The sequence below is a fragment of the Paenibacillus sp. FSL E2-0151 genome, assembly GCF_037993015.1.
Lineage (GTDB): Bacteria > Bacillota > Bacilli > Paenibacillales > Paenibacillaceae > Paenibacillus > Paenibacillus amylolyticus.
Genome location: NZ_CP150308.1, coordinates 5,082,634 through 5,099,908 on the forward strand (window position 1 = coordinate 5,082,634; position 17,275 = coordinate 5,099,908).

The 17,275-nt window shown below is 47.8% G+C and carries 10 protein-coding genes; 5 read left to right on the top strand and 5 right to left on the bottom strand.

The genetic code is table 11. The annotated features are described in order from the left end of the window. Nucleotides 1-66 precede the first annotated feature (66 nt). Nucleotides 67-1,104 (bottom strand): FAD-dependent oxidoreductase, encoded by a 1,038-nt coding sequence (locus tag MHI55_RS22795; RefSeq protein WP_340387016.1) that lies wholly within the window; start codon nt 1,102-1,104, stop codon nt 67-69. Nucleotides 1,105-1,106: 2 nt separating this feature from the next. Beyond that, entirely contained in the window at nt 1,107-1,511 is a 405-nt protein-coding gene (locus tag MHI55_RS22800; RefSeq protein WP_340387018.1) for a helix-turn-helix domain-containing protein, read from the bottom strand. A gap of 140 nt (nt 1,512-1,651) precedes the next feature. On the opposite strand from MHI55_RS22800, the gene MHI55_RS22805 reads away from it, so the two are divergent. Beyond that, on the top strand, nt 1,652-1,969 hold the full coding sequence (locus MHI55_RS22805) for a DoxX family protein (RefSeq protein WP_340387020.1): 318 nt from the start codon (nt 1,652-1,654) through the stop codon (nt 1,967-1,969). Nucleotides 1,970-2,129: 160 nt separating this feature from the next. After that, complete coding sequence (locus MHI55_RS22810) at nt 2,130-4,076, top strand: AraC family transcriptional regulator (protein WP_340387022.1); 1,947 nt, start codon at nt 2,130-2,132, stop codon at nt 4,074-4,076. Nucleotides 4,077-4,256: 180 nt separating this feature from the next. On the opposite strand, the gene MHI55_RS22815 is transcribed toward MHI55_RS22810, so the two are convergent. Further along, a complete protein-coding gene (locus tag MHI55_RS22815; protein WP_340387024.1) occupies nt 4,257-5,798 on the bottom strand; it encodes an exosporium glycoprotein BclB-related protein in 1,542 nt (513 codons plus the stop codon). Between the two features lie 34 nt (nt 5,799-5,832). After that, nucleotides 5,833-6,192, bottom strand: coding sequence for a hypothetical protein (locus MHI55_RS22820; protein ID WP_340387026.1), 360 nt, complete (start codon nt 6,190-6,192; stop codon nt 5,833-5,835). Nucleotides 6,193-7,095: 903 nt separating this feature from the next. Between MHI55_RS22820 and MHI55_RS22825 the strand changes: the two genes are divergently transcribed. Beyond that, nucleotides 7,096-9,030, top strand: a complete 1,935-nt coding sequence (locus MHI55_RS22825; protein ID WP_340387028.1) for a carbohydrate-binding protein — start codon at nt 7,096-7,098, stop codon at nt 9,028-9,030. 33 nt (nt 9,031-9,063) lie between these two features. Next, the gene (locus tag MHI55_RS22830) at nt 9,064-11,127 is read left to right on the top strand and encodes a family 43 glycosylhydrolase (protein ID WP_340387030.1); all 2,064 of its coding nucleotides are present in this window, start codon (nt 9,064-9,066) and stop codon (nt 11,125-11,127) included. Between the two features lie 116 nt (nt 11,128-11,243). On the opposite strand, the gene MHI55_RS22835 is transcribed toward MHI55_RS22830, so the two are convergent. Next, nucleotides 11,244-11,780: an NAD(P)H-dependent oxidoreductase gene (locus tag MHI55_RS22835; RefSeq protein WP_340390631.1), complete on the bottom strand. Its 537-nt coding sequence runs from the start codon at nt 11,778-11,780 to the stop codon at nt 11,244-11,246. 453 nt (nt 11,781-12,233) lie between these two features. Between MHI55_RS22835 and MHI55_RS22840 the strand changes: the two genes are divergently transcribed. Continuing rightward, the gene (locus MHI55_RS22840) at nt 12,234-17,204 is read left to right on the top strand and encodes a discoidin domain-containing protein (protein ID WP_340387032.1); all 4,971 of its coding nucleotides are present in this window, start codon (nt 12,234-12,236) and stop codon (nt 17,202-17,204) included. Nucleotides 17,205-17,275 lie beyond the last annotated feature (71 nt).

The window sequence follows — 17,275 nt, forward strand, 5'->3', positions numbered from 1 at the left end:
CAACAAATAAACACAACGAAAAGGACATCGCCACTTGAGCGATGTCCTTTTCGTTGTGGAGTGACCCTAGAACCGTGAGAGGCGGCAAGGGTCTAATTCATTTCTTGATTTACCATCAATAATTTCACTTGCAGCCAGATTCGCAATCAGCGGCGCCAGCGTAATTGCAGAATGCATTAGCGTCAGATAAAGTCCATTCATGTGATCATGGAAGCCCACAATCGGATAACCGTCTTCAGGCATGGGTCTCCATCCAACTTTTATACTCTCCAGTTCCAGTTGATTACCGTGCTTGAGACTGCGACGCAATGTGTCGTAAGCTCGCTTACCGACCGCCTGTGGTCCATTTGCCTCCGACTCGTCAATATAGTCTTCCGCAGCCAGTAGCGTATAATCTGTCAGTTGACGCGCTTCAAATTGCTCATTGGAGATTAATGTGTGTATCAGTTTATTAGCAGTTTTCATCCGAATCAGAATCGAAGGTGACGAAGTTACCGGCACGTGACAACCTAACGGGTTACAAAGTTCGGGTGTACCTGTTCCTGCAGCCAATACCACAACATCTGACTCCACAAAACCCTTGGATGTATGAACACCAACCAGATGGGAACCCTCTTGCTTCAGCTGTGTAACGTTGGTGTCGAACTGAATCTTTGCTCCGTACTCTTGCGCTTTGCTCAACAACAGCTCCGTTACCGCAATAGGGTCCACCGCACCTTCTTTGCTGACAAACATGGCTTCATCCGGATATTCCTTCAGATTGGGCTCCAATGCCTCAAGCTGCTCCCGGTTTAATTTTTGAAAGTGTTGCTCCCTTAGAGGCGGAGTGTCCCAAGTTAGCGCGCCATGCCAATGAATTTTCAGTTCGGACAACTCTTGCTGAAGTGTGTGATATTCTTCCACAGCTGCATCGTACAAATGCCAGTATTCAGGAGCCACTCTATGCGTCGTATGTATCCAGGCAAATGATTTTTCCGTGACTTCACGCGCCGCGGCTGAGTGCCGTTCAATAACAGTTACATCTTGATTTCGTTTGGCTAGATGATAGGCCATACACGCCCCAACAATCCCTGCACCAATGATCGCAATTTTTTGTTTATTCAAAACTAACTCTCCCTTGTCACCCTATCCCCCAAGGAATCGATTTTCCGAGGTTCGGATGGGTGTGCTCCTTTTTCGTCTTCTTCGCCGTACAGCTTCTCCATATGCTGTATATGGCCGGCTCCCCAGTTGCTCATTGTCTGGAGCACAGGTTTCATGAGCTGTCCGTACTCCGTAATCGAGTATTCGACCTTTGGCGGAATTTGGGCATATACTTCCCGATGCACAATATCGTGATACTCCAGTTCTTTTAACTGCTGGGTCAGCATCTTTTTCGAAATATCTGGAATGGCTTTTTGTAATTCGCTGAACCGCATTGTACCGTTGCTCAGCAGGCGTAGAAGAATCAATGATTTCCATTTACCCGTGAGGATATCCAAGGCCGTTCCGAATCTGCAATATACCGTCATTCTTATTCCTCACTTTCTGACCATACCCAGGTTTACTTTTGGTTACCTGGTTAGGTTTAAGTGCCTACTTCCTGATTCGGCTTTCTCACTTTAGTATAGAGGCAGATATTAAAATCGAGCAAGTAAGGGGAAAAGAAAAGATGAATGTAACGTTATGGATCATACAAATCATATTGGCGCTAGGTTTCATATATTCAGGATGGATGAAAACCATTCGTATCGAGTCGTCAAAAAAGACCTGGGCCTGGGTCAATGATGTGCCGAAGAATCTAGTTGTTCTGATCGGTATCGCGGAGCTACTAGGAGCACTTGGCCTAGTTTTGCCTTGGGCGCTGAACATCACTCCTGTGCTTACACCCATCGCCGCGATTGCTCTGGCTACGGTCACCCTTTTCGGGATGCTGTTTCATATTCGGCGTAAAGAGTACCGGGAGCTCGGCGTAAATATCTTTTTATAGTTCTGGCATTGATCATAGCCTTTGGAAGACTATAAAGGAAACGGGGAACGTTTTGGAAAGTGACAAAAAGCCACTAATATTATTATATAATAACCTCACCACATAAAAGGCTGGCTTCAACAGCTCATGGAAGGAAGACAACTCTCTATTGAAAGCAACCTTGAATGTACAAGAACACATACTCATCTGGAATTGTGCATCGCTCAAAATCATGGATGTACGACATATTGTCATACAAGCCGACGAGTGCGTACGTCCTTACCTGTTCCCTGCCAGCGCCTTTTTGTACGTAACGAATGGCAATGCAACCGTGATCTTAGATGGAAATGAGCATGCTACCAAACCATTTTATATGCTCCATGGGGGCAAAAACACTCGTCTGGACATCATCCCAACGGACGAATCCTTTCATTATTACCTAATTTTCTACAAAGCCTCCTTACCGCTATCTGGCAAGCAGCATACACTTCAACAACCGGATCAACCATTGCCATTTCACCTCCAGTACGGTTTTATTCCATATCATCCTGCCATCCTCTACGAAATCACTGAGCGAATGCTGGGCGAGTGGAATAAACCGGGACGCTTGGAGCGACTCCATACCAAAACACTATTCTATCAATTTGTATATGAATTGCTCAGACAAATGGATCAACAGCAGGTAAGCATTGTTAGGCCTAACCTTGCTTCTCAGCTTATTCGCTATATGCAGGAGCACTACGCTAAGCCGCTGACGCGGGAAACCCTCGCTCATACATTCCATTACAGCGTCCCTTATCTGTCCAAGTACTTCCGACGTGAAACTGGCGCAAGTCTAATCGATTACTTAATCGGTATTAGGATGAACAAAGCAGTAACGCTGCTGCAAAAGACCGAGTTATCTCTGCAAGAAGTCGCTGCAAGCGTCGGATATGCTGATGTATCCTATTTTATAAGAATGTTCAAAAAACATACGGGAGTCACACCAAAGCAATTCAAGGATGAGTCCGGACAAGTGACAAAAGGTTCTTATCGTCCTATCCTTAGGCTTCGATCATCCATTGCTCCGCGTAAACTCCGTCGTTATATTGATATCAGAGATGATAATCATTATCAACATAGCGAAAAAGGAGATTTACGGATGTATAGAAGCAAACTACCTGTAGGAATTACCCTCCTGTTGTGCCTAACTCTATTGGTTAGCGCATGTTCCAGGCCAGCAAACACGAATGGAAGCACTGGCAGTACGCAAAGTCCAACTGTAGGTGCAGAGAGTAATATCAGTAACACCACAACCGGCTCGGAGATGGTAACCTATTCTGCGGTTAACGGTGAAGTACAAATCCCCAAAAAACCTCAAAGGGTCGTAATGGTTGCAGGAGCCTTTACCGGTCATTTGCTAGCTCTTGGCCTTAAGCCTGTTGGAACTGGTGATGAGTCCTTTAACAGTTATACAGAAGGAAAACTCGATGACGTTGTCAACATCGGTAACGATGTACCCTACGAGAAAATCATGGAGTTGCAGCCGGATTTAATTGTCGTTTGGAATGACCCTGAAACGATCGAAAAGCTGTCCAAAATTGCGCCGACCGTCGCTGTTGAATATGGAATACCTCTACGGGAGCAATTGATGGATTTTGGCAAGATGACTGGTAGAGAAGAGCAAGCGAAGGCCTGGATCGCAGAGTGGGATGCTAAGATCGCTGAATATAAACCACTCGTGGAGCAAGCGGTAGGTGATCGCACGGTTTCGATTTTTGATACGGGAAGTGCCAAAGAATTTTATGCTTACGGGAGCTTTGGTAGAGGTGGAGATATTATTTATGGCGAGTTTGACCTGAAGGCACCGCCGATCATTCAGAAGGAAGCCATCGATAGCGGCAAAGGTTGGGCCAAGTTATCACTTGAATTGTTACCACAATATGCAGGAGATTATATCTTTGTAAGTGGATGGACAGGTGATGAGAGTGGAGATTCCGTTTTTGAAGGTCCTATCTGGGATAACCTCCCTGCTGTCCAGAATAATCACGTTTATCGCGAGGAAAGCCGTGGCTTCGTGTTTAGTGACCCAATTTCGTTGGAAGCCCAACTTAAATTTGTCGTAGACAGCCTAACCAAAACAGAGTGAAATTGAGTAGGCCACGGTATGTACGAGGCGAGGAGCAATCCTCGTCTTTTTATGTTTTTGTATAGTCCTTATCTTTCATTTGAAGAGAGTTTGAAAACAAAAGCACACACATAAACAGGGACCTCTCACCCTGTTGGCAAGAGTCCCTGTCTTTAAACTTGTTATATAGCCCATTTTCCGTTAAGTGATGGTAAGGCCGCCACTTGCATATCCCGCTACCGTTGTAGCCACATCAATTCCGGCTGTTACTGATGCTGAGAATACCATAAGCAGGCGGTCACCGGCAGATACCGGAATACTCAGTCCTGTAGTCACCCCGCTGGATATTGTGCCCAGTGCCAAAATGCCGGTCAGTGGAGGAGCTAAGGTTACCAATGCACCCGGTACAGCTGTAAAGGAGTTATTAGGTGTAGTGGATCGGAATAATTGTGCAGTTAAGGTTACTGTAGATCCAACCAAACTAAGTCCGGCTGTTGTGCTGAAATAAGCGGCCAGTGAAGTAATCGTTCCTGCACGCGATGCTGAGAAAGCAAAGTTAAGCAATGTGCCTGCAGCGCCTGTGAGATCAATAATTCCTCCGTTAACACTTACTCCGGTAGAACTGTTACCAAAACCAACTAAACTGGAAGTATTCAAAAGTCCACCCAAAACTGTAGTCAACACAACGGGAAGTCCTGATGCATAAGGAATAATTGTTCCAGAACCACTCGCACCCGTAGCCCCGGTTGTACCTGTCGCACCTGTTACACCCGTTGTACCTGGCGTGCCTGTCGCTCCCGTTACTCCGGTTGTACCTGCTGTGCCTGTTGCTCCGGTTACTCCCGTTGTACCTGGTGCGCCTGTTTCTCCTGTTGCTCCTGTTGTACCTGCTGCGCCTGTCGCACCTGTTACACCCGTTGTACCTGGCGTGCCTGTCGCTCCCGTTACTCCGGTTGTACCTGCTGTGCCTGTCGCTCCTGTTACTCCGGTTGTACCTGATGCGCCTGTCGCTCCGGTTACACCCGTTGTACCTGCTGTGCCTGTCGCTCCTGTTACTCCGGTTGTACCTGCTGTGCCTGTCGCTCCCGTTACTCCGGTTGTACCTGATGCGCCTGTCGCTCCCGTTACTCCGGTTGTACCTGATGCGCCTGTCGCTCCAGTTACACCCGTTGTACCTGCTGTGCCTGTCGCTCCCGTTACACCCGTTGTACCTGCTGTGCCTGTTGCTCCCGTTACTCCGGTTGTACCTGCTGTGCCTGTTGCTCCGGTTACTCCCGTTGTACCTGCTGTGCCTTGTGCTCCTGTTGCACCTGTCACTCCAGCTGTCCCTGGTGTGCCTGTCGCCCCCGTAGCCCCAGTTGCGCCTGTAGCTCCGTTGATGCTTGGGGTTTCACCCAGCAATTCGGAAGAAACCAAACGATGGGCTGTTACCAATGCGCCTGTGCTGCTCTTACCCCATACGGATACTTGGACAGGATCATTAACCGTCGCTGTTGTTGTAAAAGTAAACTCGAAAGCATCAAGATTCGCAAAATAGTTATTGGTTATTACTTGATTGGGTGCGATGTCAAAAGACTCACTGACATACAGGACCCTCATTCCACCACTCATGTAATACCCTTGTATTTGTATGGTTGAGGTACTCACATCACTACGGTTATCAATTTTGACTGTAACTGTCTGAGTCGGCCTTACACCGCTAACAGCATTATTTTCTATTGGCCCTGTTGATAAAAAGCTCATCGCTACATCTCCTCTTTTGGGGATTTCTGATCTCCTAGATGTCATTAACTGTTTTTTCGTGCTCCACCACCCGGTGTGCATCTACCAATTGCCCAGAGGCTTGTTTGCCCCACACTGAAATCCCTACTTCCTCCACACCTTCCACGTCTGTTCCAAAAACAAACTCAAAAGCATCTAAATCTGCAAAATAAGTTCTGGTCACTGCTTCATTAGGGGCAATACTGATTACTTCACTCACATACAGTGTTCTTGTTGTGCTTAGCACATACCCCTGAATGGATACTGTTACAGAATCCACCACAGCTCGACTTACCAATCTAATCGTTACCTGTTGTGTCGGTCTAACCCCGGAAACCGGATTGTTTTCAATCGGCCCAGTTGACAAAATAGCCATTTTTCCCATCCCACCTTTATGAACCTCTGACTCTAGCAGTATTTGGCATAAGCTCACTAGATAGTAATATTCAAACACTCAATCAACGGTGTGGACAAAACACAGGGGGCACCCCACCATTATCACTTAACAACCTTCTACGCTCAGGGCTTTAGCTATACAAAAACTGGAATATGTACAACAAAGAGAAGAAATTATGCAATGTCAAAGTTGGTCAGCAAGTAAGAGTAGATTTTGTTATATAACCAGGATCGATTCCAGAAAAAAACGAAAATGACCGTTCCCCCGTTAGATTCCAGGGAAACGGTCACAGCTTAAGACGTCTTTTTCTCGTATCTAATTGTTGGCCGTGTAAAGCTATGCTTGAAAGTGTAGTTTTATAGAATACGAGATCGTATTTTACCATCAAGCCCAATGTTAAACACATAGAATAATGATTTTGGTCATCCTCTACTAAAAAATAGAAAAAGATTGTATTATCTTAAAATTGTGATATGATATCGTCAAGTTAATAAACATTTAAAAGAAAATATGAAAGATAATTACATTTAAAAGTGACCAAATCTCTTTCTTCGCCAAATTTCAGTGTTCTAACCCATTTTATTGAAAGCGATTACAAAAAGAAACCTGACAGATTATAGCTTTTCTAATCGCACCCCCAGATACAGGCTTACTTCGGGTTATAGCCACTCCCCTTGCTGCCGTGACCACATACCCGGTGCACAGGTTGTCTGGCTTAAACCATACATGACAACATGAAGACTTATCCTAACAGCCAACCTAACCATTATTTCAAGAAGGGGGTGACATGAGGAAAATCTTTTCGTTTTTTCGACATTTCATCATCTCAGCTATCCTGAATTTCAGCTCACCAACTAATCCAATCTCATGGAGGCGAAACGTATGATTCGTAAACCGCTAGTTTTGTTGTTGTCGTGTCTGCTAATCTTTGTCACCCTGCCCGTTGAATCGAGCCATGCAGCCAATGCAGCCGTTGCCAAACTTCCTGGAAACTCTAACCCCCTCATCGATCATAAACTGGGAGCCGATCCTTATGTGCTCGTCCATAACAATCGGGTCTATGTCTACATGACAGGTGATGCATATCTGTACAACAGTGACGGCTCTGTCCGAGAGAACCAGTACAGCACGATCGGGAAAATTAACGTCATCTCCTCAGCTGACATGGTGAACTGGACAGACCATGGTTCCATCCCGGTAGCGGGTGCGAATAATGCCAATAATGGACAAGGAATTGCCAAATGGGCTACTCAGTCCTGGGCTCCTGCCATGGCGAAGAAAACCATTGCTGGCAAAGAAAAGTTTTTCCTGTACTTTGCCAACTCGGGTGGAGGTATTGGCGTACTCACGGCTGATTCCCCCATTGGACCGTGGTCCGATCCACTTGGTCGTGCCCTCCTGACTCACGGTACACCGGGTATGTCTGGCGTAACCTGGCTCTTTGATCCGGCGGTACTTGTCGATGATGATGGCTCTGCTTACTTGTATGCTGGAGGCGGCATTCCGAACGATACCAATGCTGCTTCCATTGCCAATCCCAAAACAGCTCGGGTCATTCGTCTCGGTGCCGACATGACCAGTGTGATGGGCAGTGCTGTGACTATTGATTCTCCTTATATGTTCGAAGATTCTGGCATCCACAAGTATAACGGCAAATATTATTACTCCTACTGCATCAACTTCGCGGGAACACACCCCACTGCATATCCGAAAGGTGAGATCGGATACATGGTCAGCGACAGCCCGATGGGGCCTTTCACGTATAAAGGACACTTTCTGAAAAATCCTGGCACGTTCTTCGGTGTAGGCGGCAATAACCACCATGCCGTGTTCCAATTCAACAACGAATGGTATGTGGCGTACCATGCGCAAACGGTAAGCAAGGCATTCCTCGGTGATGGTAAAGGGTACCGTTCCACACATATCAACAAACTGACACATAATGCGGATGGAACAATCCAGGAAGTTCAGGGGAATATGACAGGTGTACCTCAGACCACTAACCTCAACCCGTATGTCCGCGCGGAAGCCGAAACCATTGGCTGGCAAGCAGGAATTAACACTGAACCGAGTCAAGCGAGCGGTGGACCTGTAGCCAATCAGAATGTCACTAATATTCATAACGGGGATTGGATCGCGGTCGGCAATGTTGATTTTGGCTCAGCTGGAGCCTCCAAGTTCAAGGCCAATGTCGCTTCTACCGGAAATGGCAACATCGAGGTTCGACTGGACAGTCCGACAGGCCCACTAGTTGGAACACTTAACGTAAGTTCAACTGGCGGTTCGCAAACTTGGCGCGAGATGGAGACCAATGTTACCAATGCTACAGGGGTACATCGTTTGTATCTGGTGTTTACAGGCTCGGGCAATGGAAATCTGTTCAAACTGGACTACTGGCAGTTCACATCCGGTTCGGGCGGCAACCCTAACCCAAATCCTAATCCCAATCCAAACGTTACCCGTTACGAAGCCGAGAATATGACGCTTGGCGGTCAATACGCTGGCGTAGTCAGTTCCCCTTTTAATGGAGTCGCTCTTTACGGGAACAATGATTATGCAGCATACAATCAATATTTTGGATTCCCAACCCACCAGTTCTCTGTCCGCGGCGCTTCCAACAACAATAATACAGCCCGTGTTGATCTGGTCATCGGGGGTGTAACCGCTGGTTCTTTCTACTTCACGGGAACGGAGCCGACCGTTCAAACCCTCACCGGCATCACTCACGGTACAGGCAATCAGGAAATCAAGCTGGTCGTAACAACGGATAATGGCACTTGGGATGCTTACATTGATTATCTGGAGTACTCGCTTTAATTCATAGGACATGATCAATTGGGAGGATAGAATATGTGGAAAAAAATCAGTGCTCTTCTACTCGCTCTTCCTTTGCTTATAACATCATTCCCTTTGACAAGTCCGGCAGCTTCGGCCGCAACGTTCAGCAATCCGGTTATTTACGCGGATGTTCCTGACAGTGACGTCATTCGGGTAGGCAATGCATTTTATATGACAAGCACAACGATGCATATGAATCCGGGAGTCCCGGTCATGAAGTCTTACGACCTGGTCAACTGGAGCATCGTAAACTATGTATACGATACGCTTGGAAACGGGGATATACAGAATCTGAACAATGGACAAAACGAGTATGGGCGTGGTTCCTGGGCGAGCAGTTTGCGGTACAACAACGGTATATATTATGTGGCCTTTGGATCGCTTTCCACGGGCAAGACGTATATTTACCAAACCAGCAATATTGAAACAGGACCATGGACACCTTACACATTGAACAGTTATTACCATGACCCCTCCCTTTTGTTTGACGGGAATCGAACCTTTCTTGTTCATGGCAGTGATAACATCAGTATCGTTGAGCTGACACCTGATGCCAAAGCCGTTAAATCCGGCGGGCTCAATCAGGTCCTGATTCCAAACGCAAGCAGTGTTGCCGGCTCCAACATGATTGTAAAGGCAGAAGGAGCACACATTCAGAAGATCAATGGTATGTACTATGTATTCCTGATTGCCTGGCCTTCGGGTGATGGTCGCATTCAGCTTGCCTATCGTGCAAACACATTGACAGGTCCATACACAGGTAAAGTTGTACTCAGAGACTCGGGAATCGCCCAAGGAGGCATCGTGGATACCGCATCCGGCGCTTGGTACGGCTTGCTGTTTCGTGATAGCGGAGCCATTGGACGCATCCCCTATCTCGTTCCTGTGACGTGGTCTGATAACTGGCCTGTGTTTGGGGTGAACGGCAAGGTTCCCCTTAACATGAATATGCCCGTTGAAGGTCAGCCTGCTGCCAAAATCTACGGGTCCGATGAGTTCAACGCAACCACATCAGGCACACCCTCAGTAACGCAACTGTTAGTGAACGGCGGCTTTGAGGAAAGCAGCATTCAGCCGTGGACCAGCAACAATACGGCGAACATCACCGTAACAAATGCCGAAGCATTCAGCGGTACAAAAAGCCTGCTCGTCAGCGGCAGACAGCAGACAGCAGGCGGAGCCAAACAGATGGTTACAGGCAAGCTGGTACCTGGAGGAACGTACTCTTTTTCGGCAAAGATCAAATACACTACTGGTCCTGCAACCAAAACGTTCAATCTTAGCATCCAGAACGGTGCAAGTTATACCGGAATTACCATTATGGGCAGTGCGACGTTAACCCGTGGACAGTGGGGTACCATTCAAGGTACGTATACCGTTCCGTCGAATGCAGACCTGTCCCAAAGCTTTATTTTTGTGGAAACACCGTATAACTCGAATCCGGACCCGACCAATGATTTGATGGCGTTTTATGTAGATGACGTCTCCCTGACGAGCAATTCATCTTCTGGTACATCCAGTCTCGGTACTTTCTGGCAGTGGAATCATAACCCTGATGCTGCCAACTGGTCCCTGCTCCAGCGGCCCGGTTTCATGCGGTTAACCGCAGGCAAAATCAGCAAAAACCTGTTAGAAGCCCGCAACACCCTGACACAACGAACCTTTGGTCCAAAAAGCACAGGGATGACCGCTTTGGATACAGCAGGTATGAAGGATGGTGATTATGCTGGACTTGCCGCTATTCAGGCCAAATATGGTTTTGTCGGCGTAAAAATGACGGGCAGCACCAAATCCATCGTTATGGCTAATGCCAGTTCCGGCACCATGACTGAAGTAGCAACTGTGCCATTAAACCAGAACAGAATCTATCTCCGCGTCATCTGTGATTTTACGAACCAAACCGACAAAGCCTACTTTGCTTATAGCCTGAATGGCAGCAACTGGACAACCATTGGCAATACACTTCAAATGTCTTACACCCTGCCACACTTTATGGGATACCGGTTTGCACTATTCAATTATGCAACGAAGTCTACCGGAGGATATGCAGATTTCGATTATTTCCGCGTAGAATAGATGTAGTTTTATTCGGTTATTAATTTTTCACTTATTGATCAGGACCTGTAACTTCACCATGTGTGGAGCCAGGTCCTTTTCAGTACATTTTCTATGAAGAGCTTCACCTTTTAACTTCAAAAATCCCGGAACTGCTTTATATAACGCATGTATTCTTCAGCACTTCGGTTAATCTCTTCATCCGTAGCCTGGAACGAGGCACCATAGACTGCATAATGCGGCAGCGCCTGAACCCCTACATGATTCATGCTTGCTACGAAGGGTGCAACAAGTTCCTCTACGCTGTAACCGATGGAACCATCTTTCGCATAATTCTCCTGCTTATCCCCTATGGACATGGCCAGACCCATCCGCTTTCCCTTCAATCGATTACCTTTCGATCCGTACGCCCATCCATGGGTAAACACGTCATCAAACCATTTCTTTAGCAGCGGTGGGTAACTGTACCAATATAACGGGAACTGCAACATCATATGATCATGCGTCTCCAACAACTCTTGTTCTCGGCAAACATCAATCTTCCATTCGGGGTAGGCCGAATATAATTCGTGAAGAACAATATCATCTGTATGCTGCAACAACTCCTCCTTCCAGCGACGATTGACTCTTGAACTTTCGATATCGGGATGTGCCAGAATAACAAGTGTTTTCATCATAAGTTCCTTTCTTCCCATCCAGGGTGTTGGTTTCTTTAATTGAATATGGACTTACAGAATATGGACTTACAGAATATGGCGTTACCGCCAACACCATCGTGGATGTCATGTGTGCTTGGGGGAGGGACAATATTGCTTTCAGGCAACAACGGGGCGAAGATATCGTTTTGTTGGAGAACAACGATTCCGTATCTTGATTTCACAGTTGCACATTCCCATACATTATGTAGGACATATGTCTCTTTTTCCACGAAAACGATTAAAAAACCTTTATATTCCAGACAAAATGATCGATATACAAAATGGGACACCTGAATATCCCGTGTTGAGCATTGGATTCACATCTCACAAAAGCAACACGGGAAACAAAATGATACATACGGTAGCGAGTAAGAGAAGAAGAGAAGCTCTGCCTGGTGAGATGGCAAGGGCTAACAAAGGAGTAGTCATATGAAGGTACGAACGAGTCAAAGAGGAAAAACACGCAACATCTACATGAACTTGCTGTTATCTGTTCTGTTGTTGATTAGCAGCATCCCGCTGTGGCCGGTCTCAAAAGTGAACGCCGCTGATGAGGAACATCATCTGTTATCCCTGAACCGGCCTGTGTACAGTTCCTCATCTCTGGGCGGCAATACGGCAGATCTTGTGGTTGACGGCAACAAAAACAGCCGCTGGGAAAGTATATGGCAGCAAGATCCGCAGTGGATCTATGTTGACTTAGGCACGGTGGCCTCCATCTCGGGCATCTCCATCCAGTGGGAAAATGCGTATGCTTCCGCCTTTGATCTGGAAGTATCCAACGACGAGGTCAACTGGCAGTCTGTTTACTCGACAACAAAGGGGCAAGGCGGCCTGACAGAAATTGAGGTCACAGCGGAGGCACGATATGTGCGCTTGTTCAGTCATCAAAGAGCACAGCCAGCATATGGCGTCTCTGTATACGAATTCAATGTATATGGGACGGGCGGAGCAAATCCACCTCCCAAACCATTAGCAATGAACCTTGCACTAGGACAACCGGTTACAGCGTCTTCGGAAGAAATTGATGAGCCCAGCCGTTCAGCCGAGGATAAAGCCAAAATGGAAAAAGGGAATTACGAAGCACGGAATGTAACGGATGGCCGTCCGGATACACGCTGGTCTTCCATCTACAAGGATCAGGAATGGATTGTTGTAGACCTTGGACTAATCCGGGAAATCGGGAACGTATCCCTACAATGGGAAAACGCTTTTGGACGTGCATACGATATTCAAGTATCAAATGATGCAGACCAGTGGACTACATTATACCGGGAACTGCACAGCGACGGTGGACGGGATGAGATTCCGGTATACGCCGAAGCACGGTATGTGAAATTAGCCGGACTTGGCAGAGGAACAACCAACGGATACTCCCTGTACGCATTCGACGTCTACGAGTATATCGAAGGCGATGCCAAACCTGTGCATACAATTCCGAATATCCCTGAACCGTCCTCGGTAAAGGTGGGTTCCGGCAGTTACGCTGTAAATGACATCACCATGCTGCAGCCGAAAAACCCGAAAAATCGCACGGCTGACATCACAGCGCCCCTCCCTTCCAATGACTGGTGGCAGTCTATTCTTGTATCCGATCTGGGGGATGGCAACAGTCTGGTCACACTCCCGCTTAAAAGCAGATATACCAAACAAGGACTTCAACTTCTGAATCCCGGAGCTGGTTACGTTTCGGCTGATGGCGGTTCTATGGACGCTGACGGTGAACCGGATCTGATCATGAGCACCAGCAATATGAACCCGGCGGAGGTAAATACCAAGGTGGCGGGATATGGGGATTATTCCGCCACGATCATCATGAGCGATGATGACACAGCCAAAATGAATACCACGTTTGTGAAAGGTTCCCCTTTCCTGTACAACACCTTCGATAACCCGGATACCATTATTGTTCGTTCTCCCAACATCACACGTCTCTTCGATGATCAGAACCGTGAAATTGTTCTGAATGATGGAGAATCGCTGACGGCCGATCATATCGGTGTTGAAGTAACCAATCAGGACAGAGCGCCCACGCCTCAGACCTTTACAAGAAACTACGGGATCTTTGCACCTGAAGGAACCGTATTTATGAAACTTGGCAATACGCTCAAAATCAAGCTGGGCCAGAGCGAAAACTATCTGTCACTGGCTACCCTGCCGTCCGCGGCAGAACTGTCTTATTATTACCGGCATGCCTACGCCTTTGTAACCGATACAACAGTGGACTACAATTATAATGAGAGCACTTCACTGGTAACGACTACCTTCAACTCGGTAACCCGGACGAAGCGGGCAGGCTTTTCCTCCGAGACACTGATGGCCTTGTTGCCGCACCAATGGAAACTAGCGACTACTCCGGTAACGGAGCTTGCTTACCCTTCCATTCGCGGCATGATGAAAGTAAGTGAAGGCAATACGTTTACGACACAGGATCGATTCTATGGCATTATTCCGCAATTTGTGGAGCCAGATGATCCAACCTACTCGCGTGCACAATTAATCAGCTATCTGGATCAGCTTGACGCGGATACGGCAGGCAATCTGATGAGCGAGGATCCTTACTGGCAAGGGAAAAAGCTTCATCCGCTTGCGCTGGGTGTGCTCATCAGCGACCAGATAGGAGATTCGGTACGACGAGACAACTATCTGTCCCTGCTTCGAACCATTTTGACAGATTGGTATACCTATTCGCCGGACGAACCTTTGCACTCGTATTATTTTTATTATTCGGATGAATGGGGAACCATCTTCCCTTACGGTAGCGGATTCGGTGTTAATACCGGATTGACAGATCATCATTTCACCTACGGTTATTACGTTTTTGCATCGGCTGTACTGGCCACATATGACAAAACATTCTTGCAAGATTACGGCGATATGGTTGAGCTTCTGATTCGGGACTATGCCAATCCTTCACGAACAGATGATCAGTTTCCATGGCTTCGCAATTTTGATCCGTACGCAGGCCACTCCTGGGCAGGTGGTTACGCCGATAATCGCAGCGGGAATAACCAGGAGGCCGCAGGTGAAGCGCTCTTTAGTTGGGTCGGCCAATATATGTGGGGTGAGGTGACAGGCAACAAAGCCTATCGTGACACCGGGATCTGGGGCTTCATGACCGAAGAGAAAGCTGCCGAGCAATACTGGTTTAACTATGACGGGGATAACTGGCTGGAGGAATACCAACATGCTACGGTAGGTCATGTGTACGGCAGCGCCTACCTGTATGGAACGTACTTCTCTAATGAGGCGGAGCATATTTACGGTATTCACTGGCTGCCGCCAGCAGAATGGATGACCTATTATGGACGTGATCCGCAGAATACTAAGGCTCTCTACAATGGTCTCATTAAGGACCTGGGTGGTCAGCAGGAGCGCACATGGCAGCATATTATCTGGCCATTCCAGTCCATTGGAGACCCGCAAGGTGCTCTAGCCAAATGGAATACGAGCGAGATGCAGCAAAATGAAGTCTTTAACGCGTACTGGTTCATGCACAGCATGGGTTCTACGGGAACACGCACGATGGATATATGGGCAGATGATCCGGCAGCAACCGTGTATGAAAAAGACGGCGTCTATACAGCGCAAATCTGGAATCCGTCCGACACTGTCAAAACAGTTCATTTCTACAATGCCCATGGCGCTTTGGGTTCGGCTACCGTGTATGCCAAAGCGCAAGTAAAGGTTAACCCGCTGGAACATTCCGTCGTTAAACAGCCGGATGCCTCTCAGGGTGTAGTCTATCTCGATCGGAGCCAATGGACCATTACGGCATCCTCCAGTTCGGAGCCGGTAGAGCGCATGGTGGACGGTGATCTGACTACACGCTGGTCATCCGGACAGATTCAGAAGCCCGGCGATTGGCTGCATATCGATCTGGGTAGCGAACAGACTATGGATACGGTATTCATGAACTCCGGCAACAACGGCGGTGATTATGCTCACGGGTACGAAATCTACGTATCCAAAGATAACGAGAACTGGAGCGAGCCTATCGCAGAGGGAGCAGGAACATCTCCAAGTCTGTCCGTTGATTTGGGCATGCAAACCGCCCGTTATGTCAAAATTGTATTGACTTCCTCTGCAGACAGCTGGTGGTCGATCTCTGAACTCAAGCTTGCCCGATTTGGCAAGCTTGAAGCAACACCAGAGCTCCCACAGCCCGTACCGCCTCCAGATCGCTCTTCATGGATCGTAACCGCCTCCTCTACTCAAGGAGCAGATGTTACAGCCAACATGCTGGACGGAAGTTCAGATACACTATGGACAAACGGTAGGAAGCAAACCAAAGGACAATGGATTACCATTGACCTCGGCCAGAAGAGTTTTTTCGATGCCATAGACTTGGACCCGGGCCATGCGAAAGAAGACTATCCGAGACAGTATCGGATTTATGTCTCGGATGACGGTGAACACTGGGGCACATCCATTGCGGGCGGCGAAGGCACGCCTGGACGCATGTCCATCACTTTCCCTGAACAGCAAGCACGTTATGTGAAAATGGTGCAGATCGGGGATTCCGATCAATGGTGGACGATCTCCGAGTTGTTTGTTCATCATAATGGAACGGGCAAACAAAAGAGGCTACTGCCAGATGGCTGGTCCGTGACAGCTTCCTCCGGAGACGATGCAGCAGCTATACTCGACGGCTCGGACCAAACACGCTGGACCTCCGGTCAGACTCAAACAGGCGGCGAATGGATTCAGCTTGATCTGGGAGCCTCGCAGCCAGTGAATCGGATTGTGCTGGACAGCGCGCACAGCCGGGAAGACTTTGCTCGCGGTTATGAAATATATACTTCTCTGGATGGAGAGCATTGGGGAAAAGCCTTGGCTTCGGGTGAAGGATCAGATGCGCTACTTTCTATCGCTTTTACACCGCATGAGGCACGTTATATTAAGGTCGTACAGACAGGTACCGATTCTCATTGGTGGTCCGTGGCTGAATTAGAGGTCTATACCGCTGATCAGACACCTTGGATATCCGGGGAACAGGATCATCTGCTACCTGCTGAACTGGATCGAACATCATGGACAGCGACTGCCTCCACCTCTGAAGATGTTGCGGCGATGCTCGATGACGATCTGAATTCACGCTGGACCTCTTCATCTGGTCAACATGCCAATCAATGGGTCCAGATTGATCTGGGAAGCAAGCAGAGCTTCAGCCGCTTGACAATGGACTCAGGCAGCAGCAGCAACGATTATGCTCGCAGCTTCCAGTTTTTCACTTCTGATGATGGCGAACGTTGGGAAGGGGTTACGGAAGCACTGGGAACAGGACCTGTCATCTCACATACGTTCTCCAGACAAACGGCGCGATACATCAAAATTGCCTTGACCGCGGACACTCCCGAGTGGTGGTGGTCCATCGCCGAGTTAAAACTTTACCATTAATGTTATCATGATCTCTCCAACCATCTCTCTCCCGTCCTTGCGGGGCAGGGGTGGTTTTTCATGATAAGGAT